The organism is Metapseudomonas phytobenefica, assembly GCF_043392685.1.
GTDB lineage: Bacteria > Pseudomonadota > Gammaproteobacteria > Pseudomonadales > Pseudomonadaceae > Metapseudomonas.
Genome location: NZ_JBHZGM010000008.1, coordinates 101,470 through 127,388 on the forward strand (window position 1 = coordinate 101,470; position 25,919 = coordinate 127,388).

The window sequence follows — 25,919 nt, forward strand, 5'->3', positions numbered from 1 at the left end:
AGAAGATGAGAGTCTGGGCAGTAGCCAACCAAAAAGGTGGAGTCGGCAAGACCACCACATCCATCGCCCTCGCGGGCCTGCTGGCCGATGCCGGCAAGCGCGTCGTGGTGGTCGACCTCGACCCCCACGGGTCGATGACCAGCTATTTCGGGCATGACCCGGACACCCTGGAGCACAGCTGCTTCGACCTGTTCCTGCATCAGGGCGGGGTGCCCGATGGCCTGCCGCGCGAACTGCTGCTGCAGACCAGCCACGAACGCATTTCCCTGCTGCCCTCCAGCACCGCGCTGGCCACCCTGGAGCGCCAGTCGCCGGGGCAGAACGGCCTCGGCCTGGTGATCGCCAAGAGCCTGGCGCAGCTCTGGCAGCAGTTCGACCACGCCATCATCGACAGCCCGCCATTGCTCGGCGTGCTCATGGTCAACGCGCTGGCGGCCAGCCAGCAGCTGGTGATCCCGGTACAGACCGAATTCCTCGCGGTGAAGGGCCTGGAGCGCATGGTCAGCACCCTGGGCATGGTCAACCGCTCGCGCAAGCAGGCGCTGCCCTACACCATAGTGCCGACCCTGTTCGACCGCCGCACCCAGGCCTCGCTCAGCACCCTCAAGGTGCTGCGCAACAACTACCCGGAGAACCTCTGGCAGGCCTACATCCCGGTGGACACCCGCCTGCGGGATGCCAGCCGCGCCGGCGTCACGCCGTCCCAGTACGATGCCAACAGCCGTGGCGTGATCGCCTACCGCGCCCTGCTCAAGCATCTGCTCAGCCAGCAGCTGGCTGCCCAGGTGGCCTGAGATGGCGCGTGTCGTCGATCGCCGCGGCTCAAGTGAAGGATGCCGCCTGCCGATAGGCTCTACAGATCAATCCCGTGGGTTTCCAACATGAGTCGTCCCGTCGCCACCGCCACCCGCCCGCAACTGGCCCTGCAGTCGTACCTGGATGCACTGTTGCACGAGGCGTCGGTCGAATTGTCCGAAAGCATCAGCCGGGAAGAATTCGAAGCCGCGGTGCTGGAGGAGCAGGTTCGTGATGCTCGCCTGACCCGCGTGCTGGCCGAGGCGCCCCTGCTGGCGCCCGAGCCGCCGCCCGAGCCTGTGCTGGCCGCCGAACCGGAAGTGGAACCGCTGCTGGTGCTGGAGCCCGAGTTCCCGACGCCGGTCATGGACGAACCCGAGGCGCCGCCGGTGCTGGCGCGCGTCGAGCCGCTGGTGGAGCTCGGCGTTTCCAACGCATCACAGGCCAATGTGCCGCTGCTCGTCGCCGGGGGCCGTCCGGCCTGGGGCGAGGAGCCCTTCGAGTGCCTGCTGTTCGATGTCGCCGGCCTGACCCTGGCCGTGCCCCTGGTGTCGCTCGGGTCCATCTACGCCCTGGCCGGCCAGGAACTGACGCCGCTCTTCGGGCAGCCCGACTGGTTCCTCGGCATACTGCCGTGCCAGGCGGGCAACCTGAAGGTGCTCGATACCGCGCGCTGGGTGATGCCCGAGCGCTATCGCGACGACTTCCGCGAAGGCCTGCAGTACGTCATTTCGGTGCAGGGCTACGAGTGGGGACTGGCGGTGCATCAGGTCAGCCGCTCCATCCGCCTGGACCCGAGTGAAATCAAATGGCGCAGCCAGCGTAGCCACAGGCCCTGGCTGGCCGGTACCGTGATCGAACACATGTGCGCGCTGCTGGATGTCTCGGCCCTGGCCGAGCTGATCGCCAGCGGCGCGGTCAAGCGCATGTCGCTGAATTGAGGGGAGAGGTCCTGCAGGCTGCGGGACCCCATGAACATGACAGCGGGTCAACCCGCGAACGCCGCCCAGGGTGGCTCAAGAGAGGCTAGGGAACATGAAGAAATCGTCCGCTCAAGGTGCCGAAGATCCCATCCTGCAATGGGTGACTTTCCGCCTGGACAACGAAACCTACGGCATCAATGTGATGCAGGTGCAGGAAGTCCTGCGCTACACCGAGATCGCGCCGGTGCCGGGGGCGCCGAGCTACGTGCTCGGCATCATCAACCTGCGCGGCAACGTGGTGACCGTGATCGACACCCGCCAGCGCTTCGGCCTCGGCCCGGCGCCGGTCACCGATAACACCCGCATCGTCATCATCGAGGCCGACAAGCAGGTGGTGGGCATCCTGGTCGACAGCGTCGCCGAGGTGGTCTACCTGCGCCAGTCCGAGATCGAGACCGCGCCCAACGTCGGCAACGAAGAGTCCGCCAAGTTCATCCAGGGCGTCTGCAACAAGAACGGCGAACTGCTGATCCTCGTCGAGCTGGAGAAGATGATGAGCGAGGAAGAGTGGTCCGAGCTGGAGAGCATCTGAGTTGATCTGGATTGCACTGCTCGCGGTGGCCCTCGCCCTGGCCTGCGGGGTTCTGGGCCTGACCTGCCACCGCCTGGCCCAGCGCTTGCGCCAGGAGGTCGAGGCGCAGGCCGCGCGCGATGCGGAGCGTGACCAGAAGCTCAAGGAGCTGGGGCGTCGCCTGGAGACCTACCTGGAAGGCAGCGTGCGCATGGGCGAGGAACTCCACGAACTACGCCGCGTGGTCGCGCCCCTGCCGGACAAGCTGAGCCAGCTCGAGCAGCGCGACCCCGGCAACCTTTCCTTCTCCCAGGCCGCACGCCTGGTGGGGCTCGGCGCCAGCGTCGACGACCTCACCCAATCCTGCGGCCTGACCCAGGCCGAAGCCGAACTGGTGAGCAGGCTGCACCAGTCCCGCAAGGATCGCGGCTGAGCCATCCCCGGCCCCGTCCAGGCGCCCATTCCCGCGGCGCCATCAATGCCTGGATCACCCGGACCTCCAGCGCCTCCGGAAACTGCTCGGCGAGCCGTTCCAGCCATTTCGGAGTTGTCCGGAAGTGGTTTAGCGCGGAGTGTTCTTAGCCTGTCGTCGGGTCACCCCGGATGCGCCGCGTCCGGGCATGCGGACTGGCCTAAGCTGAAATTCCGGGGCTTCTCTCCGGGGAGGTCCGGCGATGCGTCTACTTCCGATCCTGTTCTTCTGCCTGGTGTCTTGCCTGCAAGCCCAGGAGGCCCCCATGGAAGTAGAGGGCGCAATGACGGTGAACGTGCTGCAGGCACGTTACCTGTATGAGCGCGGGGTGGTTTTCATCGACGTGCGGCCTACCCGCGAATGGACTTGGGGCCATATCCACGGTGCCCTGCACTTTGACCTGCTTGGCCGCTTCAACGACCTGGCCCAGCCGCATTGGCCGCGGGAGATGCCGCTGGTGATCTATTGCGACAGCGAGGTCTGCCCCCACGGCGCCCATGCGGTGAAGCTGGCCGTGAGCTGGGGCTATCGGCAGGTGTTCTACTTCCGCGAAGGCTATTTCGCCTGGCAGTTGCTGGACTTCCCGCAAGGCAAGGGTGTGGAGGGCGAGCGGCTGGTGTTCAATCGCACGGCCCCGTGAGCTGTGGCGCGGCCGGGGAGACGTCGCGCTCGGCATCCGGGTCGAAGCCGGCCGGGCACTTGCCCTTGAGGTACCAGGCGAAGGCGATGATTTCCGCGATGGTGCGGTAGAGCGCTTCGGGAATCGCGTCACCCAGTTCCAGCCGCGCCAGCAGGCGCACCAGTTCGGCGTTTTCGTAGATGGGCACTTCGTACTCGCGGGCGATGGCGAGGATGGCTTCAGCCAGTTCGTCGTCACCCTTGGCGGTCAGGCTGGGGGCGCTGGCGCCGTCGTAGGACAGGGCGATGGCCTGAAGGGGCTTCCTACTCATTGCGGCGCTCTCTCAAATGCGCAGCCGACAAGGCTGAACGCCTGCAAGGGGGTGGGAATCATGCGGTTTCGTCCACCCAGCGTTGTTCCAGTGACGTGCGCTGCCCGCGCGGTGGTCTGCCCTGGCTGCAGGCCAGTTCGCCGACGGCAAGGCCGGCCGCCAGCAGGCGGTCGCGCAGGTTCGGCAGTTCGCGGTCGATCAGGCCTGCAGTGTCGGCGCGCTCCGCCCAGAGCTGGCTGGACAGGCAGCCCTGGACCAGTTGCGCCTGGACCTGCAGCGGCCCCAGCGGTTCCAGGTCGAAGGCCAGTTCGATGCGCCAGAGGCTTTCCTTGCGCTCGTTCTTTTCCTGCTTGCCATCCTGCTCCTGCTGCAACTTGATCTGCAGCGGCACGATCTCCTGTTGATTGCGCATCGGCACTTCCAGCTGCCAAGTGGTCAGCAGGTTGCCTTCGGGCGTCACGTGCGTCTGGGCCAGGCTGGAGAGCTGGTGGGTCTGCAGCCGGGAGACGGCGGCGGCGGCCAGCTTGAGCAGGGTTTCCAGGTCGCCTTCTTCTTCGGCCGTCTGCGCCAGGCGCGAGGGCAGGGGGAAGCTGAGTGCCTGCTGGCGTGCATTGGCCTGGCCGAGGGCGCCCAGGGCATTGCGGATGAAGGCCGGCAGGGCCTGGGCCATGGCGTTGCTGGTGCCGGTGCCGGGCAGGCTGGTGGGTGTCGGCAGGGCCGGCAGCAGCTGGGCGATCAGGCGCAGCAGGTTGGCCTTGAAGTCCAGGGGCAGGGCGCCGGCCTGGCCGGCCAGCAGGCGCGATTCCAGCAGCGCGCCGCTGTTCTCCAGGGCGGCGGCCAGGGCCTTGGGATCGCCGAGCTGGCGGATGTCGGGGAGGGCGCCGAGCAGCTTGTCCATGGCGGCGCGCAGGCTCTCCGGCAGGTTCTCGCGGCCGGTGGACTGCAAGGCACCGAGCAGGGCATCGAGGGAACCCTGGCGGTTCTGCTGTCCGGCCAGTTGCTGGGTGAGTTCGAGCCGGTCGAGCTGGGCCGCCAGGGGTAGGAACTGCAGCATCCGGCTGCCCTGCACCTGGGCGCTGAGCAGACTGCCGATGGCCAGCGGACGGGGGCTCTCGATATTCAGCTGGCTACCGGCCAGCGGGGTATTGAGCAGATTGACCAGCACCTTGTAGACCGCCGCCTGGGCCTTGCCCTGGGTGGCCAGTTCGCTGGATACCACCTTGCCCTGGAGCAGGGTGCCTACCGGCAGCAGGTCGAGGTCGAGGCTGCCCAGGGCGCGCTCGCCGCCCCTGAGGGCGATGCTCAGGCGGGAATCGGACAGGGCGGTGACGTTGAGCAGGCTGCCCTGGACCAGAGGGCGCGTGCTGCTGGCTTCCAGGGTGGCCTGGCTGCCGTTGCCCAGGGTCAGCTTGAGCAGGACCTGGAAGCTCTGCGCCGTTTCCTTCAGCGCGATGACTTCGGCGTCGGCGCTTTCTCCGGCAGACAGCAGGCCGTCCAGCGGCTGCAGCAGCTTGAGCGCCATGTCCGCGGGGTTCTGCGCGGGACGGACGGCGGGCTGGGTCGGAGGGAGAGGGCGCGTACCGCTGATTTCGGTCATGAAAGGGGTTACAACCTGTCGAAAAAGCTCGCTTCGGGGCTGGGGGTTGGCATGTATAATGCGGCCCCGTCCGGGCCGGCCACGAACCCTGGAGTTCCCCAGTATAGCGGCCGGCACCTCCCTGACTTGAATGCATCCCGGGTACCCATGTCGTGACCAGTCCCTATCTCGAGACCGTGGCCCTCGCCTGCGAGCGGGACTGGCGTCTGCTGTTCGAGCGGCTGGACCTGCAACTGGCCCGGGGCGAGATGCTCCAGGTCGCCGGGCCCAACGGCAGCGGCAAGACCAGCCTGCTGCGCCTGCTCTGCGGTCTGATGCAGCCCACCGCCGGGGAAGTCCGCCTGAATGGCAAGCCGCTGGCCAGCCAGCGCAGCGAGCTGGCGCGCAATCTCCTGTGGGTCGGCCATGCCGCCGGCATCAAGGGCTTGCTGACCCCGGAGGAAAACCTGCGCTGGCTCTGCGCCCTGCACCAGCCCGCCGAGCGCGACGCCATCTGGCGGGCGCTGGAGGCCGTGGGCCTGCGCGGTTTTGAAGACGTGCCCTGCCACACCCTGTCTGCCGGCCAGCAGCGCCGCGTCGCCCTGGCACGCCTGTACCTGGACGCGCCGCCCCTGTGGATTCTCGACGAACCCTTCACTGCCCTGGACAAGCAGGGCGTCGCCCAGCTCGAGGCGCATCTTGCGGCGCATTGTGAGCAGGGTGGCCTGGTGGTCTTCACCACCCACCACAGCATGGGACAGGTGCCCGCCGGTTATCGCGAACTTGATCTGGGGCAACGCCGCGCATGAGTAACGTCTTCACCCTGCTGGTCGCCCGCGAAGCACGCCTGCTGGTACGCCGTCCGGCGGAATTGGCCAACCCGCTGGTGTTCTTCGCCATAGTGGTTGCATTGTTCCCGCTGGCCGTCGGTCCCGAGACGCAATTGTTGCAAAGCCTTTCTCCCGGCCTGGTCTGGGTGGCAGCCCTGTTGGCGGTGCTGCTCTCGCTGGACGGGCTTTTCCGCAGTGATTTCGAGGACGGTTCCCTCGAACAGTGGGTCGTTTCGCCGCACCCCCTGCCGCTTCTGGTCCTGGCCAAGGTGCTGGCACACTGGCTCTTTTCCGGATTGGCCCTCGTGCTGCTGGCGCCGCTGCTGGCGCTGATGCTCGGCCTGCCTGCGCGCTGCCTGCCGGTGCTGCTGCTCTCGCTGCTGCTCGGTACCCCGGTGTTGAGCCTACTGGGCGCCGTGGGCGCCGCGCTGACCGTGGGGCTCAAGCGGGGTGGCCTGCTGCTGGCACTGCTGATCCTGCCGCTGTACATCCCGGTGCTGATTCTCGGCAGCGGGGCGTTGCAGGCGGCCCTGCAAGGACTGCCTACCGTCGGCCACCTGTTGTGGCTGGCGAGCCTCACCGCCCTGGCGGTGACCCTGACACCCTTTGCCATAGCCGCCGGCCTGACCATCAGCGTCGGCGAATAAGAAACAAGAGTTGCCTGACCATGAGAAAGCTGCCGATGTCCGAACAGGCCCAAGCGCCGAGCAGGTGGTCCCGATGAACTGGACGTGGTTCCACAAGCTCGGGTCGCCTAAATGGTTCTACGAGATCAGCGGCCGCTGGCTGCCCTGGCTCGCCTGGGGCGCGGTGATCCTGATCGCCGTTGGCCTGGTCTGGGGCCTGGCCTTCGCGCCGCCGGACTACCAGCAGGGCAACAGCTTCCGCATCATCTATATCCACGTGCCCGCGGCGTTCCTCGCCCAGTCCTGCTACGTCATGCTGGCGGTGTGCGGCGTGGTCGGGCTGGTGTGGAAGATGAAGCTGGCCGACGTCGCGCTGCAGGCTGCCGCGCCCATCGGCGCCTGGATGACCTTCGTGGCGCTGGTCACCGGCGCCATCTGGGGCAAGCCGACCTGGGGCGCCTGGTGGGTGTGGGATGCCCGACTGACGTCGATGCTCATCCTGCTTTTCCTGTACTTCGGTGTGATTGCCCTGGGCCAGGCGATCAGCAATCGTGACAGCGCCGCCAAGGCCTGTGCGGTGCTGGCCATCGTCGGCGTGATCAACATCCCGATCATCAAGTACTCGGTGGAGTGGTGGAACACCCTGCACCAGCCGGCCACCTTCAAGATCACCGAGAAGCCGGCCATGCCGCCGGAAATGTGGGTACCGCTGCTGATCATGGTGCTCGGCTTCTACTGCTTCTTCGGCGCCGTGACGCTGATGCGCATGCGCCTGGAAGTGCTCAGGCGCGAGTCCCGCGCCAGCTGGGCCAAGGCCGAGATTCAGGCACAAGTGGGTAGGGTCTGATGAGTTTTTCTTCCTTCACCGAATTTCTCGCCATGGGCAACCATGGCCTGTATGTCTGGACCGCCTATGGCATCAGCCTGCTGGTCCTGGCCATCAACGTCGCCATGCCGCTGATCGCGCGGCGCCGTTACCTGCAAGACGAGGCGCGCCGTTTGCGCCGGGAGGAGTCGAAGTGAATCCGGTTCGCAAGAAGCGCCTGTACATCATCCTGGCCATCCTGGCCGGCGTGGGAGTCGCGGTGGCGCTGGCGCTGTCGGCGTTGCAGCAGAACATCAACCTGTTCTACACCCCCACCCAGATCGCCAACGGCGAAGCCCCCCAGGACACCCGCATCCGCGCCGGCGGCATGGTGGAGGAGGGCTCGGTGCAGCGTAGCGGTGATTCCCTGGACGTGCAGTTCGTGGTGACCGACTTCGCCAAGCGCGTGACCATTCGTTATCACGGCATCCTTCCCGACCTGTTCCGCGAAGGGCAGGGCATCGTCGCCCTCGGCAAGCTCAATGGCGATGGCGTGCTGGTGGCTGACGAAGTGCTGGCCAAGCACGACGAGAACTACATGCCGCCGGAAGTCACCAAGGCCCTCAAGGAAAGCGGCCAGCTCCCCAATAAAGAGGGTTGATTCGATGATTCCCGAACTCGGCCACCTGGCCCTGATCCTTGCCTTGTGCATGGCCGCCGTGCAGGCGACCCTGCCGCTGATCGGCGCCTGGCGCGGTGATCGCCAGTGGATGAGCCTGGCCCAGCCGGCCGCCTGGGGGCAGTTCGCCTTCCTGGCCTTCGCCTTCGGCTGCCTGACCTACGCCTTCATGGTGGACGACTTCTCCGTCGCCTACGTCGCCAGCAACTCCAACAGTGCGCTGCCCTGGTACTACAAGTTCAGCGCCGTGTGGGGGGCCCATGAGGGGTCGCTGCTGCTCTGGGCGCTGATTCTCGGCGGCTGGACCTTCGCCGTGTCGATCTTCTCCCGGCAGCTGCCGGAAGTGATGCTGGCCCGCGTGCTGGCCGTGATGGGCATGATCAGCATCGGCTTCCTGCTGTTCCTGATCATCACCTCCAACCCGTTCAACCGCCTGCTGCCGAACATGCCGGCCGACGGTAACGACCTCAACCCGCTGCTGCAGGACTTCGGCCTGATCGTCCACCCGCCGATGCTCTACATGGGCTACGTGGGCTTCTCGGTGGCCTTCGCCTTCGCCATCGCCGCACTGCTCGGCGGCCGCCTCGACGCCGCCTGGGCGCGCTGGTCGCGGCCGTGGACCATCATCGCCTGGGCCTTCCTCAGCGTCGGCATCGTGCTCGGCTCGTGGTGGGCCTACTACGAACTGGGCTGGGGCGGCTGGTGGTTCTGGGACCCGGTGGAAAACGCCTCCTTCATGCCCTGGCTGGTCGGCACCGCGCTGATCCATTCCCTGGCGGTCACCGAAAAGCGCGGCGTGTTCAAGAGCTGGACCGTGCTGCTGGCCATCGCGGCCTTCTCCCTGAGCCTGCTGGGTACCTTCCTGGTGCGTTCCGGGGTGCTGACCTCGGTGCACGCCTTCGCTTCCGATCCGGAGCGCGGCGTGTTCATCCTGGCCTTCCTGCTGCTGGTGGTGGGTGGCTCGCTGACGCTGTTCGCCGTACGTGCCCCGGTGGTCAAGAGCCAGGTGGGCTTCGCCCTCTGGTCCCGCGAGACCCTGCTGCTGGTGAACAACCTGGTGCTGGTGGTGGCGGCCTCGATGATCCTGCTGGGCACCCTCTACCCGCTGGTGCTGGATGCCCTCTCCGGCGCCAAGCTGTCGGTCGGCCCGCCGTACTTCAACGCCCTGTTCCTGCCGCTGATGGCCGTGCTCATGCTGGCCCTGGCCGTCGGCGTGCTGGTGCGCTGGAAGGACACCCCGCTGAAGTGGCTGCTGGGCATGCTCGGCCCGGTGCTGATCGGCAGCCTGCTGCTTGGCGGCCTGGCCACTGTTCTCTTCGGCGACTTCCACTGGGCGGTGCTGGCCGTCGGCGCGCTGTCCGCCTGGGTGGTGCTGGCCGGTGTCCGCGACTTCATCGACAAGACCCGCCACAAGGGCATGCTCAAGGGCGCCGCTGGCCTGACCCGCAGCTACTGGGGCATGCAGCTGGCCCACGCCGGTATCGCTGTCTGCGCCCTGGGTGTGGTGCTTTCCAGCCAGTACAGCGCCGAGCGTGACCTGCGCCTGGCGCCGGGCGAGTCGGTCGAACTGGGCGGCTACCGCTTCCTCTTCGAAGGCGCGCTGCACCACGAAGGCCCGAACTTCACCTCCGACAAGGGCACGGTGATCGTCTTCGACGGCGACAAGCAGATTTCCGTGCTGCACCCGGAAAAGCGCCTCTACACCGTGCAGCAGTCGGTGATGACCGAGGCCGGCATCGACGCTGGCTTCACCCGCGACCTCTACGTCGCCCTTGGCGAGCCGCTGGACAATGGCGCCTGGGCGGTACGTGTACACGTGAAACCCTTCGTCCGCTGGATCTGGCTGGGTGGCCTGCTGATGGGCTTCGGCGGCCTGCTGGCGGCCTTCGACCGGCGCTACCGGGTGAAGGTTAAGACCCGCGTCCGCGAGGCGCTGGGCATGGCTGGAGCCCAAGCATGAAACGTCTGATCCTGGTCCTGCCCCTGGTGGGCTTCCTCGCCATCGCGGTGTTCCTCTATCGCGGGCTGTTCCTCGATCCGGCCGAGTTGCCCTCGGCGCTGATCGGCAAGCCGTTCCCGGCCTTCTCGCTGCCCAGCGTCAGCGGCGACCGCACGCTCACCGAAGCCGACATCAAGGGCAAACCGGCGCTGGTCAACGTCTGGGGCACCTGGTGCGTGTCCTGCCGTGTCGAACATCCGGTGCTGAACAAGCTGTCGCAGATGGGCGTGACCATCTACGGCGTCAACTACAAGGACGACAACGCCGCCGCGCTGAAATGGCTGAAGGAGTTCCACAACCCCTACCAGCTGGACATCCGCGACGAACAGGGCAGTCTCGGCCTGAACCTCGGCGTCTATGGCGCCCCGGAAACCTTCCTGATCGACAAGGACGGCATCATCCGCCACAAGTTCGTTGGTGTGATCGACGACACTGTCTGGCGCGAGCAGCTGGCGCCGCTGTACCAGTCGCTGGTGGACGGGGAGGACAAATGAAGCGCCTCCTTGCCGCCGCCGTCCTGGGCCTGGCCCTGACCGGCATCGCCCGGGCCGCCATCGATACCTACCAGTTCAAGGACGAGGCCGAGCGCGAGCGTTTCCGCGTCCTGACCGAGGAACTGCGCTGCCCGAAGTGCCAGAACCAGAACATTGCCGACTCCAACGCGCCGATTGCCACCGACTTGCGCCGGGAAATCTTCCGCATGCTGGAAGAGGGCAAGAGCAACGACGAGATCGTCGACTTCCTGGTGGCCCGCTATGGCGATTTCGTGCGCTACAAGCCGCCGGTCAACGCCCGCACCCTGTTGCTCTGGTATGGCCCCGCGGGCCTGCTGGTGGGCGGCCTGGTAGTGCTGGGCATCATCGTCGTGCGCCGTCGCCGGGTCGAGAACAGTCCGGCCCAGGTACTGCTTTCCGCCGATGAGCAGGCGCGTCTCGACGCGCTGCTCAATTCCGAGAACCAGGACAAGAAAGACTCATGATCGATTTCTGGCTCGCCGCCGGCCTGCTCCTGCTGGTCGCCCTGGCCTTCCTGCTGATTCCCGTGCTGCGCGGCCGCAAGGCCCAGACCGAGGAAGACCGCACTTCCCTCAACGTCGCCCTGTACCAGGAGCGCCTGGACGAGCTGGAATCCCAGCGCGCCGCTGGCACCCTCACTGCTGAACAGTTCGAGGCCGGCCGCGCCGAGGCCGCCCGTGAGCTGCTGGCCGACACCGAGGGCGCTGGCAATGGCCGTACCGCGCGCCTGGGCAAGACCCTGCCGCTGCTGGCCGCGATCATCGTGCCGCTGCTGGGCTTCGGCCTGTACCTGCACTGGGGCGCCAGCGACAAGGTGGAACTGGCCCGCGAACTGCGCGAGCAACCGCGCAGCATCGAGGAAATGACCGCGCGCCTCGAACGTGTGGTTGAGGCCCAGCCGGAGTCCGCCGAAGGCTGGTACTTCCTCGGCCGTACCTACATGGCCCAGGATCGCGCCGCCGATGCCGCCCGCGCCTACGAACAGGCGGTCAAGCGTGGTGGCCGCGAGCCTGAGCTGCTGGGCCAGTGGGCCCAGGCGCTGTACTTCGCCAGCGAGAAGAAACTGACTCCCGAGGTCAAGGCCCTCACCGAGGAAGCGCTGAAGGCCGATCCCAACGAGATCACCAGCCTTGGCCTGCTGGGCATCGCCGGCTTCGAGGATGGCCGCTACCAGGACGCGATCACCTACTGGGAGCGCCTGATCGGCCAGCTGCCGGTCGAGGATCCTTCCCGTGGCGCCCTGCAGGGCGGCATCGACAAGGCCCGCGAGAAGCTCAAGGAAAGCGGCGTCGCAGTCGAAGAACCCAAGGCCGCTCCTGCGCCGGCCGGTGCCGAGCTCAAGGTTCGCGTGGACCTGGCCGCGGAACTGAAGGACAAGGTGCAGCCCGGCGACAGCGTGTTCATCTTCGCCCGCGCCACCTCCGGCCCACCCATGCCGCTGGCGGTCAAGCGCATGACCGTCGCCGACCTGCCGGTGGAAGTCAGCCTGAGCGACGCGGACGCCATGATGCCCCAGCTCAAGCTCTCCAACTTCCCGCAGGTGCAGCTGGTCGCCCGGATCTCCCGTAGTGGCAACGCGACCGCAGGTGAATGGATAGGAAGCAGTTCGCCGCTGTCTACTGGTTCGTCGGATACCCAACGACTGACCATCGACAGCCCGGACAAGAAATGACCGCCCACACCGCACTCCCGGCAGCGCCGAGCACCCGCTTCGGCCTGCCCTTGATCTGCCTCCTCCTGACCCTGGCCGGCTGCGCCGGTCAGGGTCCGTACCAGGAACCCGGCGAACCCGACTGGGAACCCTCCCGCAAGCCGCCAGCGGTCCATACCCCGCCACCGCAGAACCGCCCGATGCCGCCGGTCCAGCCGCAGCCGCCAAAGCAGGCGCCGCGTATGAAGGCCCACCCGCGCTTCGCGCCGCCGCCAGGTGGCAACTGCTATTGGGATACCGGCCTCGGCGTCTACGTGCTCGAAGGCCGGCGCAATGTCTTCTACCGCGAGCGCGTCTACTACCGCTGGGACAATGGCTGGAGCTATTCCAACGGTCCCCAGGGACCCTGGCAGCCCACCGATGCCAGCGGCGTTCCCGCCGGCCTGGGACGCCGCTTCCATTGACGCATCCATGACGAAGCGGGCCGGCGGCCCGCTTCGCGGATGAATTCCACCAGGCCCTGGTGGAGGCACTGGGGGCAGGGATGTAGTGAAAAGCCTGGGATGGAAACCTGCCCGCTGATGCGGGCAGGTCGGGAAGGGATTACTGCGCGGTGTAGATCTGGTCGAAGATGCCACCGTCGTTGAAGTGGGTCTTCTGGACGTCGCGCCAGTCGCCGAAGGTCTTCTCCACGGAGAGGAATTCAACCTTGGGGAAGCGGTCGGCGAACTTGGCGAGGATTTCTGGATTGCGCGGGCGCAGGTAGTTGTTGGCGGCGATGGTCTGGCCCTCGTCGCTCCACAGGTACTTGAGGTAGGCCTCGGCGGCAGCGCGGGTGCCTTTCTTGTCCACGACCTTGTCGACCACGGCCACGGGTGGTTCGGCTTCGGCGGAAACGCTGGGGTAGACCACTTCGAAACCGCCGCGGCCGAATTCGCGGGCGATCATTTCGGCTTCGTTCTCGAAGGTCACCAGCACGTCGCCGATCTGGTTCTGGATGAAGGTGGTGGTAGCGGCACGGCCACCGGTATCCAGCACCGGCGCCTGCTTGAACAGCTTGCCGACGAATTCCTTGGCCTTGTTCTCGTCACCGCCGTTCTTCAGCACATAGCCCCAGGCGGAGAGATAGGTATAGCGGCCGTTACCGGACGTCTTGGGGTTCGGCACCACCACCTGCACGCCGTCCTTGAGCAGGTCCGGCCAGTCCTTCAGGCCCTTGGGGTTGCCCTTGCGCACGATGAACACGGTGGCGGAGGTGAAAGGGGCGCTGTTGTTGGGCAGGCGGGTCGCCCAGTCCTGCGGCACCAGGCCTCCGTTGTCGGCCAGGGCGTTGATGTCGGTGGCCTGGTTCATGGTGATGACATCGGCGGGCAGGCCGTCGATCACCGCGCGGGCCTGTTTGCTGGAACCACCATGGGACATCTGCAGGGTGATGTTCTCGCCTTTCTCTGCTTTCCAGTGCTTCTGGAAGGCGGCGTTGTAGTCCTTGTAGAAGTCACGCATCACGTCGTAGGAGACATTGAGCAGCGTCGGCGCGGCCTGGGCGGCGCTGGCCAGGGCGAGGCCGGCGGCGAGGAGGGAGGCGGAGAACAGTCGTTTCACAGGGCGTTCCTTCTGGGCAGTGTGAGCGCCCGACTATAACGGAATGGCATATGTCCTTTTAATACCTAAAATTCATTTCGTTATTTCCGTTTTGAACCGCCAGCTCTCGTTGTGGCTGAGCTATGTGAAGCCCAACATCCCGCGCCATCGGACACGCCGCCACGGAGCGAGTCCGCAACGTTGGGTTTCGCAGGCTCTACCCAACCTACGCAAGCGGTTCGTGCCTTCCTGTAGGTTGGTCCGAGGAACGAGGCCCAACGATGTGCGGAGCGAGTCCGCGTCAGAAGACGCGGCCCAGGTTGAGGTAGAGTGCGCGCTCGGCTTCGTCGTTCAGGCCGTAGCTGAAGTCCAGTGGCCCCAGGGGCGTATCGAAGCTGATGAAGATGCTGGCGGCATTGATGTAGCCACTGTCGAAGCTGTCGTCGTTGTTCCAGGCGCGGCCGCGTTCCAGGCTGCCGCCGAGGTACACCGGCAAATCCAGGGGCAGGAATGAACGAGGGGTCAGGCGGCGGTAGTAGACCGCCCGCGCCAGGCTGATGTTCTGGCCGCTGATGGAGTCCTGGCGGAAGCCCGAAAGCAGGCGTGCGCCGCCCAGCAGGAAGCTCGAGGTGACCACCTCGGCATCGTCGATGGTGCGCCCATAGCGGCCGCCGAGGACGAAGGTGTCCGGCCCCGAACTCAAGGCCTTGTCCAGGCTCAGCTGCCACTGCCGGTAGCGCTCGTCCGAGCCCAGGCCCGGATCGTACTGGCGCAGGCTGAGGCCGATGTCCTCGCCCTCATGGGGGTAGTCGACGTTGTCCAGGGTGTCGAAGGAGTATTTCAGCTCGTAGTAGCCCTCGGAGAAGTCGAAGCTGGGCAGGTCGCGTTCGCCCACCCGCACGTCGGCCGAGCCCCAGGCCTGGCCGACGCCGAAGCGGATTTCGCCGTTGTTGGCGATCTGCCGACCGAGGTTGAGGCCGTAGCCGTAGCGTTCCAGGCGGTATTCGGCGATGGGGTCGTTGTCGAGGATGGCCTCGATGTTCTGCGCTTCGCCGAACAGGTAGGGGGCGACGAAGTAGCGTGAGCCGGCATCCAGGGGCTGGTAGAACTCGCTGTAGAGCTCCTGATGGTCACCCAGTTGCAGGCGCGTCAGCCATTCGGCGCCCAGTTCGTTGATGCCGTTCTTGCGGTAGCTGGCGCCCAGGTTGAAGGCGCTGTCGCCGCGCATGTCGTCGGAGAGGTTCAGGCCCAGGCGCAGGTAGTCGGTGCCGGCGCGCTTGCCCCGGGCGTTGATCACCAGGGCATTGCCGTCCTTGCGGCGAACCACGCGGTAATGCACCTGCTCGAAGTAGTCCAGGCCGTAGAGCGTGCTCATGTCGCTCTGCAGGCGCTCCAGGTCCAGCGGTGCACCCAGCGGCTGGCGGATGTAGCGGCGGATGACCGCGTCGCTGATCTTCGAGTCATTCTCGATGAGAATGCTGCGGATCACCGGCGTGCGCTCGCTGGGCAGGCGCGCACTGTCCAGGATCTGCGCGCGGCTGTCGGACAGCGGGCGCAGCTCTGCCAGGCGAGGCGCGAGAATCTGCGCGGCGCGATAACCGGCGTCGATCATCTCGCGGGAGTGGCCGAAGTCGGTGGCGCCGTAACCGGCGAGTGGCGGCTGGATCAGCACATCGGTGGTCTTGAGGGTGGCCAGCTGGGCTTCGGAATTGGTGCGGGTCATCAGGGTGACCGACTGGTTGAGCACGTCCACCACAGTGGTCAGTTCCTTGCGCGAGCGCAGGGGGGTGCCGATATCGACCACGATCACCCGGTCGACGCCCATCTCACGCGCCACGTCCACCGGAATGTTGTCCACCATGCCGCCGTCCACCAGCAGGCGGCCATTGACTTCCACCGGTGCGAACACGGCGGGAATCGACATGCTGGCGCGGATCGCCTGGGGCAGGTGGCCCTTCTGGAACACCACCTTTTCGCCGGTGGCGATGTCGGTGGCCACCGCGCGGAAGGGAATGGCCAGCTTGTCGAAGTCGCGGGTGTCGCTGGTATGCACCAGCAGGCTTTCCAGCAGCAGGGCGAGGTTCTGCCCCTGGATCACGCCCAGCGGCAGGCCCAGGCTGCCGTCGTCGCGAAAGCTAAGGCGTTGCTTGACCAGGAAATCCCGGTCGTCCTGTTTGCGGCGGAAGGGGATCTCCTGCCGTGGCGGGCTGTCGGAGAGCGCCTGCTGCCAGTCCATGTGGATGGCGATCTTCTCCAGTTCGTCCACCTTGTAGCCGGCCGCGTAGAGCCCGCCGATCACCGCGCCCATGCTGGTGCCGGCAATGGCGTCGACCCTGATGCCCTGTTCCTCCAGCGCCTTGAGCACCCCGATATGGGCCAGGCCGCGTGCGGCGCCGCCGGACAGCACCAGGCCGATGCGGGGTTCGGGTTGCGCGAAGCAGAGGAGGGGGAGGAACAGCAGGCAAAGCAGAAGGCGGCGCATAACGCATCCCTGGTCAGGCGAAAAGCTGAAGCCGGCTATTATAGGGCGCCCAATCCGTCGTCGAGCCAGACATGTCAGCCAGCAAACCCGAAATCGTCATCACCTATTGCACCCAGTGCCAGTGGCTGCTGCGCGCCGCCTGGCTGGCCCAGGAGCTGCTCAGCACCTTCAGCGACGACCTTGGCAAGGTGAGTCTGGAGCCGGGCACTGGCGGGGTGTTCCGCATCACCTGCGATGGCGTGCAGATCTGGGAGCGCAAGGCCGATGGCGGATTCCCCGAGGCCAAGGTGCTCAAGCAGCGGGTCCGCGACCAGATCGACCCGGCGCGGGACCTTGGCCACAACGACCGTTCCTGATCCTCAGGCTGTTGCGGGTTTCGCCTCCACAGCCGCGCCTTTGCGTGCCGACAGGGCGATGGCGAAGATGATCAGCGCGCCGCCGGCCAGCATGCGCAGGCCGGGTTGCTCGTCGAACAGCCACCAGGCGAAGGCGATGCCGTAGACCGGTTCCAGGGCGAAGATCACCGCCGTGGTGCGTGCCTTCAGTACCTTCAGGCTGGCTACGAACAGGCTGTGGGCAAGGCCGGTGCAGAACACCCCGAGCAGGGCGATCCACAGCCAGTCCATGGCTTTCACCTCGTGCAGCTGCGGCCAGCTGAACGGCATCAGGCAGAGCACGATGGTGAGGTTCTGGCAGAGCGCGGCCTTCACCGGGTCCATACCTTTCACGCTGACGCGGTTGAGCAGCGACAGCAGGGAAAACAGGAGCCCCGAAAGGACGGCCGACAGCAGGCCCTGGGTGGCCTCGCTGCCCCAGTCGAAGCTGGGCGTCACCAGCACCAGGCCGCAGCTGACCAGGGCGACGATCAGGATTTCCTGGGTGCGGATGCGTTCGCGGAACAGCAGACCCTCCAGCAGCAGGGTGAAGGCGGGGAAGCTGGCAAAGCCGAGGGTGGCGATGGCCACGCCCGCCACCTGGACTGCGTGGAAAAAGGTGATCCAGTGTGCTCCCAGCAGCAGACCGCCGAGGCCGAGCATGGCCAGCTGGCGCAGGTTGGGGTTGGCGCTGCGGCCACGGGCGATGAACTGGGCGAAGAGCGCCAGGGCGATGACCGCGAACAGCCCGCGACCGAAGGTGATGATCATCGGTGCGGTATTGGCGAGCTTGCCGAAGATGCCCGAAAGCCCGAACAGCAGGGCGCCCAGGTGGATCGCCAGCAGTGCGTTGCGCTCCTTCATGCCAGGCGCGCTCCGTTGGGCAGCGGCTTGTCGAAGCTGGCCAGCACTACCTTGTTTTCGTCGTCATGGGCCCCGGTGACCAGCACTTCGGAGCGGATGCCGGCGATGCGCTTGGGAGCGAAGTTGCACACGCACAGCACCTGGCGGCCGACCAGGTCGTCGGCCTGGTAGTGGGCGGTGATCTGCGCGCTGGAGGTTTTCACGCCGAGTTCGCCGAGGTCCACTTCCAGCACATAGGCGGGCTTGATCGCCTTGGTATTGGGGGCGGCGGAAAGGATGGTGCCGACACGCAGTTCGACGCGCGCGAAGTCGTCCCATTCGATGGTGGACATAAGGTTCTCCCTGAAAACGAACGGCACCAGTCTAGTGAGGACGAAGCGTCGTGTCTGTCGCCAGGCTCGCGGGCTTTGTCGCGTTACTCGCGGCCATTGCGCAGGGCGCGCGGGGTGATGCCGAACTCGCGGGAAAGGGCAGCGGTGAAGGCGCTCTGGGAGCTGTAGCCGACTCTGGCGGCGATCTCGCCCACGGCCAGGCGGCTTTCCAGCAGCAACTGGCGGCCGAGCCGCAGGCGCCGGGCACGCACGTAGTCCATGGGCGTCTGCCCGGTTTCAGCCAGGAAACGGGCGTGGAAGCGCGCCACCGAAAGGCCGCTAAGGCGCGCCAGGTCGGCCACCTGCAGGGGGCGGGCGGCGTGCTGGTCGATGTGGGCGTCCAGTGCCGCGAGGGGCAGGGCGCCACTGTTCTCCACCTGGGAGCCCGGGGCGGCGAGGCTGGCCAGCAGCAGTCCGGCGGACTGCCCGGCGATCACCTCGTCGGCCAGGGGGCTGTTGGCGATCCAGCTCACCAGCTGGCTTTGCGCCGGGTTCAGGTTCAGCGCACCGGGGCGTTCGAGCAGGCGCCGGCCGGCGTCGAAATGCCGGCCCAGGGTGAGTCGCAGCCAGTCGTCGTCGGGCACGTCCACCACCAGGCAGAGGCTCCCGCCGGGGCTGCCGCAGGCGTGCTGCGCGTCCGGCGGCACCACCGCCAGGGTCTGCCGTTCCACCCGTGCGCCACGGCCGTCCACTTCGAAGTCCAGGCTGCCGCTCAGGCCGAACACCAACTGGGCGTGGCTGTGGCTGTGGACCAGCAGGTCGTGGTTGTACTGGCGCAGGGACAGGATCGAATGCATGGCGCTCACCTCGGGGCAGGCGGCCATTCTACTCCCGGCGGCGGGCTGTGCGCTGTCGCAGGCCTGCAACCTCGTGTTCATTTCGAATGCTCGGGCTGGCAGGATGAGGCCGGTCGGGCAGCTGTGCTGCCCTTGGCGAATGAATTCGCCCCTACCGGATTCCGGATTCGCCCAGCGGTGAAGATCAGGGAATGATCTTGTCCCGCAGCTTCTCGGCGGCCTGTTGCAGGGCCTGGATGACCTTGGCCTTGTCGTAGTTCTGGATGCTGTTGGTATCCAGGTACATGGAGAAGCCGGGCAGCTCGTGCTCGACGTAGCTGGAGGCGGCGCCCAGATCGCGGCGGAAGTCCACCACCTGGTAGATCTGCACCGGCCGGGTGAAGCCCTTGACGTTTATCTGGCCCTTGTCGCGGCACATGATCACGTCCTTCACCAGCGAATAGGTCTCGTGGGAAATGAGGATTTCGCCGGCGTCCGAGGCGGTCTCCAGGCGGCTGGCCAGATTCACTTCGCGGCCGATGATGGTGTAGTCCATGCGCGTGTCGGCGCCGAAATTGCCCACGGTGCAGTAGCCGGTGTTGATGCCCATGCGGATTTCCAGGGGCTTGGTGATGCCCTGGGCGCGCCATTGCTGGCGCAGCACCTTCATGTGCTTGCGCATGGCCACTGCCATGGACACGGCGGCCACCGCATCCTTCTTGGCACCCTGGGTGGACGGGTCGCCGAAGAACACCATCACGCTGTCGCCGACGAACTTGTCGATGGTGCCGCCGTATTTCAGGGCGATCTTCGACATGTCGTTGAGGTAGTTGTTGAGCAGGTCGGTCAGTTGCTCGGCTTCCAGTTCCTCGGACAGCTCGGTAAAGCCCTTGATGTCGGAGAAGAACACGCTGAGCTTCTTGCGCTGGGTTTCCAGGCGCACGCTCTTCTTGCCGCTGAAGATCATTTCCCAGACCTGGGGCGACAGATATTTGGCGAGGTTGCGGGCCAGCCGGGCGGCCTTTTCCTGCTCGCGCTTGATCTCGCTCCGAGCCTGGGCCAGGCGCAGGCCCTGCTGATGCACGAAGAAGGCGGTAATGCAGATGTACAGGGTGGTGAAGAGCGCGCTGACGACGGCCACCAGCGCCGGCGTGCCCACCTTGAGTGTGGGCTGCAGGGCCAGGCCGACGGCGGCCATGCTGAGCAGTGCACCACCCAGCACCAGGGTCATCTGGCGCAGGCCGCCGAGGAGCATGGCGCTGAAGCACAGGGTCAGCAGCATCATCAGCGTAGGGACCACGGAGAAACCCAGCAGGACGGCGGCGGCGCCGGCATGGAAGGTGTCCACGCCGAGGAGGATGCGGTCGGTGCGCTCTCCGGGGAAACGCAGGCTCAGGTGGTGGGCCAGGTGCGGGTAGAGCAGGGCGTAGGGGACCATCCAGAGGATGTCGAAGCCGAAATGCTGGACGTAGGTGCCGGCGGCGATGCTGGCGGCGACGGCCATATAGGCCAGTACCCGCGAGTAGTACTCACGCAGCACGGGTGTCGCAGTGGCGGGGTCGAGCAAGGTGGGCTTCATGGCTTGGATCTGTCCCTGGTGCTTTCTTGACGCCGGGTTGCAGTGTCGGGAAAACGCTGCAAGTCCTGGGCCATGGCTTCGGCTGGTTCGGGATCATAACCAAGCGGGGGACCGGCGGCCAAGCTGGCGCCAGCCCCTTCGTTCTCAGAACCTGTTCACGAGCTTGCGAGCTAGCGCCATGCAAGGAAAAACAGGCTAGGACGCGGAGTTTACGGCTGCAAATGAGCACTCCGAGGCTGTTTCTAACGCTGCAGGGCCGACGCGCAGCTGAGCGTGAGCGGGTTCTCAGAAGCGGATGCGGCCGGTCAGGGCATCCCTCAGCATCACCCAGTCGCCCATGAGGCTGTAGAGCGGGTACTTGAAGGTGGCCGGCTTGTTCTTCTCGAAGACGAAGTGCCCCACCCAGGCAAAGCCGTAGCCGGCGAAGGGAATGGCCAGCAGCCAGAGCCACTGCTGGGTCGCCAGGGCGTAGCCGAGGATGCCGAGCACCAGCAGGCTGCCCACGTAATGGAGGCGGCGGCAGGTGTCGTTGCTGTGCTCCTGCAGGTAGAAGGGATAGAACTCGGCGAAGCTTTGGAAGCGTTGGATGGACTCGGTGGGCATGGCGGCTGCTCCAGGTTCTTGTTGTCTGGAGCAGTGTAGGACGGGTGTCTCCTGAGGCCAGTGACAATGGGCGCCACTTTAGTATCCTTGCCGGCACGCCGCCCTGCTGGCGGCTGCCTTGAACTTCAGAACAAAAGGCGCCATGAGCGAACGCACGACTTCTTCGAGTTGGGCCCTGGGCATAGTCCAGGCGTTGGAAATGGGCGGTGTTGACTGCCGTAATCTGTTCCCCGAACTCGGCCTCGACTACCAGGCACTGAACGATCCCGATGCCCGTTTCCCCCAGGACGGCATGACCCGGCTGTGGCTGCGCGCCGTCGAACTGTCCGGCAATCCGGCCATCGGCCTGAACATGGCCAAGGTGGTGCGCCCGGCATCCTTCCATGTGGTGGGCTATGCACTGATGTCCAGCCGGACCCTCAAGGAGGGGTTCGCGCGGCTGGTGCGCTACCAGCGGATCATCGCCGAAGGTTCCGATCTCAGCTTCTGCGCCAGGCCGGAGGGCTACGAGCTGCGCCTGTCCATCCATGGCGACCGCCTGCCGCCGGCCCGGCAGAGCGCGGAAGCCTCCATGGCTTATTGCCTGGCATTCTGCCGCTGGATGACCGGACGGCCGATCAACCCGCTGGAAATCTGCTTCCAGGGGCCGCCGCCGGCAGACCTGGAACCTTATCGCCAGGTCTTCCAGGCACCTTTGCGCTTCAACGCCGAGCACTGCACCCTGCTGTTCAGCCGGGCCGACATGGACACGCCGCTGCCCTCCGCCAATGAATCCCTGGCCCAGTTGCATGACCGCTTCGCCGGCGATTACCTGGCGCGCTTTTCCGGCACCCGCGTTACCCACCAGGTACGACAGGTGCTTTGCCGCCTGCTGCCCCAGGGCGAGCCCAAGCGCGAAGTGGTGGCGAGCCTGATGCATCTGTCGCAGCGCACCTTGCAGCGCCGCCTGCAGGAGGAGGGGGTCAGCTTCCAGCAACTGCTGGACGACACCCGCCGCGAACTGGCCGAGCAGTACCTGGCGCAACCCAACCTGACCTTGCTGGAGATTGCCTATCTGCTGGGGTTCGCCGATCCGAGCAACTTCTTCCGGGCTTTCCGCCGCTGGTTCGACAGCACCCCCGGCGAGTACCGCGCGCGGCTGGAAGAGGCCTGATGCGCTTCAGCTCTGGAGATTGGCTTGGTCTGAGGAAGGAGGCCCAACTCTACAAGGCGAGGCCGCTGCGTTGGGTTATGCAAGCTCGCGGCGTGCCGCCCGACCCAATCTACGAAAGCCTACCCGCCCTGTGTGAGCGAATTCATTCGCGATTGAATTCGCCACGGTACCGGCCTCAATGCCGCCAGAAGTAGGGCGTCAGCAGCACCAGCACGGTAAGGATTTCCAGGCGGCCCAGCAGCATGCCCAGGGTCAGCAGCCACTTGGCGCTGTCCGGCAGGCTGGAGAAGTTGCCGGCCGGGCCGATGATCTCGCCCAGGCCCGGGCCCACGCCCGACACGGTGGCGGCGGCGCCGGTGAGGGCGGTGATCCAGTCCAGCCCCAGCAACGACAAGCCCAGGGCGATGGCGCTGATGATGATGGTGAAGAAGAAGGAGAAGGTCAGGATCGAGCGGACGATGTCGTCGTCCAGGCGATGGCCATTGTAGATCTGCTTGATCACCGCGCGCGGGTGCACCAGTTGCTGGAGGTTGGCCTTGAGCAGGATGTAGGCCACCTGGAAGCGGAAGATCTTGATCCCGCCGGCGGTGGAGCCGGAGCAGCCGCCGACGAAGCCCAGGTAGAAGAACAGCATCAGCGAGAAGTTGCCCCAGAGGCTGTAGTCGCCCAGGGCGAAGCCGGTGGTGGTGAGCACCGAGGTGGTATTCACCGCGACGTGGCGCAGCGCGTCCAGCCAGGGCAGCTTGGTCGTCAGCCAGTACCAGGTGCCGAGCACCAGCCAGATGACCAGCAGCAGGCCGAGGAAGCCCCGTACCTGCTCGTCCTTGAACAGCGCCATGCGATGGCCGCGCAGCACCGACACGTAGAGCATGAATGGCAGGCTGCCGAGGATCATCACCACCACCGCCACCCAGTGCACCGCCGGCAGATCCCACTTGGCCAGGGACTGGTCGGAGGTGGAGAAACCGCCGGTGGAGATGGCCGACATGGCGTGGTTGACCGCATCGAACACGCCCATGCCCGCTGCCCAGAACGCCAGGCTGCCGAGCAGGGTGAAGCCCACGTAGATGGCGACGATGTACTTGGCCACCATGTGCGAGCGCGGCATGACCTTCTCCGAGCGATCGGAGGATTCGGTCTGGAACAGGCGCATGCCACCGATGCGCAGCAGCGGCAGGATCGCCACCGCCATGCCGATGAAGCCGATGCCCCCCAGCCAGTGCAGCAGCGAGCGCCAGATGAGGATGCCCGGTGACATGCTGTCCAGGCCGCTCAGCACCGTGGCGCCGGTGGCGGTGATGCCGGACATGCTCTCGAAGTAGGCGTCGGTGTAGCTGATGTGCTGGGTGAACAGGAAGGGCAGGGCCGCGAAGATGCCCACGATGACCCAGCTCGACACCGTCAGCAGGTACATGTCGCGCGGGCGCAGGTGCACGTGCTCCGGACGCCCGGGGATGACCAGCGCCAGGCCCGCGACGAAGGTGATCAGGCTGGACCAGATGAAGGAGTGGACGCCGTCGGTGCGCTCGTAGAACACCAGGGTCAGCACGGGAATGGCCATGCTGACTGCGAGGGTGATCAGGAAGATGCCGATGAGAAAGCCGATGATGCGGAGAGTCGGCAGGGCCATGGGTTCTTAATCTGGCTGATGGGCGAAAGGCGCAATTCTAACCGCGCCCCGCGCCCTGTAAACCCGGCGCCTGGGCGGGAGCCTGGCTCGCCATGCGTCCTGCTCGCTTCGAGGGGGCCTGATCGGGCTTCAGGACTGAGTCGCGTTATCGGCTAGAATGCCGGTTCCCTGATTTCTGGAGGTGGCCGATGGAGGCTCTCGACGCTCTGCTCAATCGCGTATCCTTGGCTCGCTTGCAGGAGCCGGCGCCGGACGCCGCCCAGCGCGAGGTGCTGTTCCGTGCCGCTCTGCGTGCCCCGGATCACGGCTACCTGCGCCCCTGGCGTTTCCTCTGCATCGAGGGCGCGGCGCGCGAGAAGCTTGGCGAGCTGTTCGTTTCCGCCGTGTTGGCCAGGGACCCGCATGTCCCGGAAGCGGTCACGACCAAGGCCCGCAACATGCCGATGCGGGCGCCGCTGGTGGTGGTGGTGATCGCCAGGTTGCAGTCCGGTCACAAGGTGCCGGAGGTGGAGCAGCTGCTTTCGGCCGGCTGCGCCGCCCACAGTATCCTGCTGGCCGCCCATGCCCAGGGCCTGGGCGCCATCTGGCGTACCGGCGAGATGGCTTATGACCTCAATGTCGCTGCTGGCCTCGGGCTCGCGGAGAACGAGCGGGTGGTCGGTTTCCTCTACCTGGGTAGCGCCGAGGGCGAGCGCCGCGCCGCGCCGGAGCTGGCTCCGGCGGACTTCGTCCAGAGCTGGGGCTGATCAGGCCTTCAGCGCAGCGGGTAATTCCAGGGTGGCGATGAAGCCGCCCTCGGGATGATTGTCCAGCCGCAGATGGCCTCCGAGGCGTTCCACCGCGCGGCAGGCGATGGCCAGCCCCAGCCCGTGGCCGGCACCGGATTGGTTGGGCGCGCGGAAGAAGGGTTCCCCCAGCTGCGCCAGGTGTTCCGGCAGCACCCCGGGACCGTGGTCGCGGACCCTGATCGTCAGGCCGGCGTTCTGCTCCGTTACCGTCACCTCCACCGGCTGACCCTGCGGGTTGAAGCGCAGGGCATTGCGCAGCAGGTTGTCCAGCGCCCGTTCCAGCATGTCCGGCCAGCCTTCGAGCTGCGGCTCGCCGCGGCAGTCGATGCGCACCTCCTGTTCCGGCGCCAGCAGCCGGGCGTCTTCCTTTAGTTTTGTCAGCAGCGGCCGTACGGCGATGATCTGCCTCGCGCCCGGTTCCGCGTCCAGCCGGGCCAGGGCGAGGATTTCGGCGATCAGTGCTTCCAGGCGGTCGCATTCCTGGCTCAGGCGTGGCCAGAGGGCTTCCCGCTGCTGAGGTTCGGCCCGCTCGGCCAGGGCCAGGGCGATGCGCAGGCGCGCCAGGGGGGAGCGCAGTTCGTGGGACACGTCGCGCAGCAGCTGGCGCTGGCTGCCGATCAGGCCCTGCAGGCGCTGGCCCATGCGATTGAAGTCGCCGGCCAGGACGCCCAGCTCATCCCGGCGGCGCGCCAAGCGGGCGAGGCTGTCCTGCTGGTAGGCGGTCTGGCCGAGGTCGTGTACGGCCCGGCGCAGGCGATCCAGCGGGCGGGTGATGGACAGCGTCAGGGCCAGGCTGAACAGGGTCAGCACCACCAGGGCGATGCCCAGCGCGCTGATCGGCCAGAGCAGGCTGCCGCGATGCCAGGCGTCGAGTTCGGAGTAGGGGATACGGTAGATGAGCAGGTAGGACTCGTCACTGGATGGGCTGGTGTATTCCTCGGTCATGCGCCGCCAGGGCAGGCGGCGCGGGTTCTGGTGGCGAGCTTCGAAAGCCGCGGCGCGAGGCGGGAAGGTGCCTTCGACCACGGGTTGGCCGGTGTCGTTGAGAATCTGCACGTCGATCCGTGCGCGATGGCGGAAGTGTTCCAGATAGCGCTGGGTGTCGTCGGCTCCCTGGTCTTCGTAGCGTTGCACCAGGCGTTCGGCCAGGCCCTGGAGGGAAGGATGATGGTTGAGGATCCAGGCATCCTGGTTCAGGGCGCGACCCAGCAGGATGGACAGGCCGGCCACCAGGGCCAGGGCCAGCCACAGGGTGGCCAGGATTCGCCAGAAGAGTGAACGCACGGGGTAGCTCCTGAACGGCAAAACCCACCAGGTCGGGAGGGG

At 66.3% G+C, this 25,919-nt stretch carries 29 protein-coding genes; 18 read left to right on the forward strand and 11 right to left on the reverse strand.

The features are described from left to right. The first annotated feature begins 5 nt into the window (after positions 1–5). From ACFW0B_RS09420 to ACFW0B_RS09440, 5 genes are all read left to right on the forward strand, one after another. Positions 6–794: a ParA family protein gene (locus tag ACFW0B_RS09420; protein ID WP_449147646.1), complete on the forward strand. Its 789-nt coding sequence runs from the start codon at positions 6–8 to the stop codon at positions 792–794. A gap of 87 nt (positions 795–881) precedes the next feature. Continuing rightward, positions 882–1,736: a CheW domain-containing protein gene (locus ACFW0B_RS09425; protein ID WP_449147647.1), complete on the forward strand. Its 855-nt coding sequence runs from the start codon at positions 882–884 to the stop codon at positions 1,734–1,736. Positions 1,737–1,830: 94 nt separating this feature from the next. Next, positions 1,831–2,310 (forward strand): chemotaxis protein CheW, encoded by a 480-nt coding sequence (locus tag ACFW0B_RS09430; RefSeq protein ID WP_449147648.1) that lies wholly within the window; start codon positions 1,831–1,833, stop codon positions 2,308–2,310. Between the two features lies 1 nt (position 2,311). Beyond that, complete coding sequence (locus ACFW0B_RS09435) at positions 2,312–2,722, forward strand: DUF2802 domain-containing protein (protein ID WP_449147649.1); 411 nt, start codon at positions 2,312–2,314, stop codon at positions 2,720–2,722. 241 nt (positions 2,723–2,963) lie between these two features. Further along, a complete protein-coding gene (locus ACFW0B_RS09440) occupies positions 2,964–3,401 on the forward strand; it encodes a rhodanese-like domain-containing protein (RefSeq protein ID WP_449147650.1) in 438 nt (145 codons plus the stop codon). Here ACFW0B_RS09440 and ACFW0B_RS09445 read toward each other — a convergent pair. Both ACFW0B_RS09445 and fliK read right to left on the reverse strand, forming a co-directional pair. After that, on the reverse strand, positions 3,382–3,711 hold the full coding sequence (locus ACFW0B_RS09445) for an EscU/YscU/HrcU family type III secretion system export apparatus switch protein (RefSeq protein WP_449147651.1): 330 nt from the start codon (positions 3,709–3,711) through the stop codon (positions 3,382–3,384). The two genes, ACFW0B_RS09440 and ACFW0B_RS09445, sit on opposite strands and share 20 nt — an antisense overlap. Positions 3,712–3,769: 58 nt before the next feature. After that, positions 3,770–5,308: a flagellar hook-length control protein FliK gene (fliK, locus tag ACFW0B_RS09450; protein WP_449147652.1), complete on the reverse strand. Its 1,539-nt coding sequence runs from the start codon at positions 5,306–5,308 to the stop codon at positions 3,770–3,772. Between the two features lie 134 nt (positions 5,309–5,442). Between fliK and ccmA the strand changes: the two genes are divergently transcribed. The 10 genes from ccmA to ACFW0B_RS09500 all read left to right on the forward strand — a co-directional run bounded on the left by ccmA (position 5,443) and on the right by ACFW0B_RS09500 (position 12,856). Next, positions 5,443–6,096, forward strand: coding sequence for a cytochrome c biogenesis heme-transporting ATPase CcmA (gene ccmA, locus ACFW0B_RS09455; protein ID WP_449147720.1), 654 nt, complete (start codon positions 5,443–5,445; stop codon positions 6,094–6,096). After that, complete coding sequence (ccmB, locus tag ACFW0B_RS09460; RefSeq protein ID WP_028626578.1) at positions 6,093–6,764, forward strand: heme exporter protein CcmB; 672 nt, start codon at positions 6,093–6,095, stop codon at positions 6,762–6,764. The genes ccmA and ccmB overlap by 4 nt, the downstream gene beginning before the upstream one ends. Positions 6,765–6,837: 73 nt before the next feature. Further along, positions 6,838–7,590: a heme ABC transporter permease gene (locus ACFW0B_RS09465; protein ID WP_449147653.1), complete on the forward strand. Its 753-nt coding sequence runs from the start codon at positions 6,838–6,840 to the stop codon at positions 7,588–7,590. Next, positions 7,590–7,766: a heme exporter protein CcmD gene (gene ccmD / locus ACFW0B_RS09470; protein WP_449147654.1), complete on the forward strand. Its 177-nt coding sequence runs from the start codon at positions 7,590–7,592 to the stop codon at positions 7,764–7,766. Before ACFW0B_RS09465 ends, ccmD begins: the two co-directional genes overlap by 1 nt. Beyond that, entirely contained in the window at positions 7,763–8,209 is a 447-nt protein-coding gene (ccmE, locus tag ACFW0B_RS09475) for a cytochrome c maturation protein CcmE (protein WP_449147655.1), read from the forward strand. Before ccmD ends, ccmE begins: the two co-directional genes overlap by 4 nt. A gap of 4 nt (positions 8,210–8,213) precedes the next feature. Next, positions 8,214–10,187: a heme lyase CcmF/NrfE family subunit gene (locus tag ACFW0B_RS09480; RefSeq protein WP_449147656.1), complete on the forward strand. Its 1,974-nt coding sequence runs from the start codon at positions 8,214–8,216 to the stop codon at positions 10,185–10,187. Further along, positions 10,184–10,720: a DsbE family thiol:disulfide interchange protein gene (locus ACFW0B_RS09485; RefSeq protein WP_449147657.1), complete on the forward strand. Its 537-nt coding sequence runs from the start codon at positions 10,184–10,186 to the stop codon at positions 10,718–10,720. The genes ACFW0B_RS09480 and ACFW0B_RS09485 overlap by 4 nt, the downstream gene beginning before the upstream one ends. After that, positions 10,717–11,205: a cytochrome c-type biogenesis protein gene (locus ACFW0B_RS09490; protein ID WP_449147658.1), complete on the forward strand. Its 489-nt coding sequence runs from the start codon at positions 10,717–10,719 to the stop codon at positions 11,203–11,205. Before ACFW0B_RS09485 ends, ACFW0B_RS09490 begins: the two co-directional genes overlap by 4 nt. Further along, complete coding sequence (gene ccmI / locus ACFW0B_RS09495) at positions 11,202–12,413, forward strand: c-type cytochrome biogenesis protein CcmI (protein ID WP_449147659.1); 1,212 nt, start codon at positions 11,202–11,204, stop codon at positions 12,411–12,413. The genes ACFW0B_RS09490 and ccmI overlap by 4 nt, the downstream gene beginning before the upstream one ends. Then, on the forward strand, positions 12,410–12,856 hold the full coding sequence (locus tag ACFW0B_RS09500) for a hypothetical protein (protein ID WP_449147660.1): 447 nt from the start codon (positions 12,410–12,412) through the stop codon (positions 12,854–12,856). Before ccmI ends, ACFW0B_RS09500 begins: the two co-directional genes overlap by 4 nt. A gap of 139 nt (positions 12,857–12,995) precedes the next feature. Here the strand turns inward: ACFW0B_RS09500 and ACFW0B_RS09505 are convergent, their stop codons facing one another. Both ACFW0B_RS09505 and ACFW0B_RS09510 read right to left on the reverse strand, forming a co-directional pair. Further along, entirely contained in the window at positions 12,996–13,994 is a 999-nt protein-coding gene (locus ACFW0B_RS09505) for a sulfate ABC transporter substrate-binding protein (RefSeq protein ID WP_449147661.1), read from the reverse strand. 280 nt (positions 13,995–14,274) lie between these two features. Then, complete coding sequence (locus ACFW0B_RS09510) at positions 14,275–16,455, reverse strand: patatin-like phospholipase family protein (RefSeq protein WP_449147662.1); 2,181 nt, start codon at positions 16,453–16,455, stop codon at positions 14,275–14,277. Positions 16,456–16,526: 71 nt separating this feature from the next. Between ACFW0B_RS09510 and ACFW0B_RS09515 the strand changes: the two genes are divergently transcribed. Further along, positions 16,527–16,811 carry an Rdx family protein gene (locus tag ACFW0B_RS09515; RefSeq protein ID WP_069084742.1) on the forward strand — a complete coding sequence of 95 codons (285 nt, stop codon included), beginning with the start codon at positions 16,527–16,529 and terminating at the stop codon, positions 16,809–16,811. Between the two features lie 3 nt (positions 16,812–16,814). On the opposite strand, the gene ACFW0B_RS09520 is transcribed toward ACFW0B_RS09515, so the two are convergent. The 5 genes from ACFW0B_RS09520 to ACFW0B_RS09540 all read right to left on the reverse strand — a co-directional run bounded on the left by ACFW0B_RS09520 (position 16,815) and on the right by ACFW0B_RS09540 (position 21,022). Continuing rightward, the gene (locus ACFW0B_RS09520; protein ID WP_449147663.1) at positions 16,815–17,693 is read right to left on the reverse strand and encodes a DMT family transporter; all 879 of its coding nucleotides are present in this window, start codon (positions 17,691–17,693) and stop codon (positions 16,815–16,817) included. Then, the gene (locus tag ACFW0B_RS09525; RefSeq protein WP_449147664.1) at positions 17,690–18,025 is read right to left on the reverse strand and encodes a tRNA-binding protein; all 336 of its coding nucleotides are present in this window, start codon (positions 18,023–18,025) and stop codon (positions 17,690–17,692) included. The genes ACFW0B_RS09520 and ACFW0B_RS09525 overlap by 4 nt, the downstream gene beginning before the upstream one ends. Positions 18,026–18,108: 83 nt before the next feature. Next, positions 18,109–18,861 (reverse strand): AraC family transcriptional regulator, encoded by a 753-nt coding sequence (locus ACFW0B_RS09530; protein WP_449147665.1) that lies wholly within the window; start codon positions 18,859–18,861, stop codon positions 18,109–18,111. A gap of 184 nt (positions 18,862–19,045) precedes the next feature. Then, a complete protein-coding gene (locus ACFW0B_RS09535) occupies positions 19,046–20,419 on the reverse strand; it encodes an adenylate/guanylate cyclase domain-containing protein (RefSeq protein ID WP_449147666.1) in 1,374 nt (457 codons plus the stop codon). A 285-nt stretch (positions 20,420–20,704) separates the two neighbouring features. Continuing rightward, on the reverse strand, positions 20,705–21,022 hold the full coding sequence (locus tag ACFW0B_RS09540) for an Mpo1-like protein (RefSeq protein ID WP_449147667.1): 318 nt from the start codon (positions 21,020–21,022) through the stop codon (positions 20,705–20,707). Positions 21,023–21,164: 142 nt separating this feature from the next. On the opposite strand from ACFW0B_RS09540, the gene ACFW0B_RS09545 reads away from it, so the two are divergent. Next, positions 21,165–22,175, forward strand: a complete 1,011-nt coding sequence (locus tag ACFW0B_RS09545; protein ID WP_449147668.1) for an AraC family transcriptional regulator — start codon at positions 21,165–21,167, stop codon at positions 22,173–22,175. 175 nt (positions 22,176–22,350) lie between these two features. On the opposite strand, the gene ACFW0B_RS09550 is transcribed toward ACFW0B_RS09545, so the two are convergent. After that, positions 22,351–23,805 (reverse strand): TrkH family potassium uptake protein, encoded by a 1,455-nt coding sequence (locus tag ACFW0B_RS09550; RefSeq protein ID WP_449147669.1) that lies wholly within the window; start codon positions 23,803–23,805, stop codon positions 22,351–22,353. A gap of 188 nt (positions 23,806–23,993) precedes the next feature. Here ACFW0B_RS09550 and ACFW0B_RS09555 point away from each other — a divergent pair, with 188 nt between their 5' ends. Beyond that, on the forward strand, positions 23,994–24,551 hold the full coding sequence (locus ACFW0B_RS09555) for a nitroreductase family protein (RefSeq protein WP_449147670.1): 558 nt from the start codon (positions 23,994–23,996) through the stop codon (positions 24,549–24,551). Here ACFW0B_RS09555 and ACFW0B_RS09560 read toward each other — a convergent pair whose 3' ends face one another. Then, positions 24,552–25,877 (reverse strand): sensor histidine kinase, encoded by a 1,326-nt coding sequence (locus ACFW0B_RS09560; protein ID WP_449147671.1) that lies wholly within the window; start codon positions 25,875–25,877, stop codon positions 24,552–24,554. Positions 25,878–25,919: the final 42 nt, after the last annotated feature.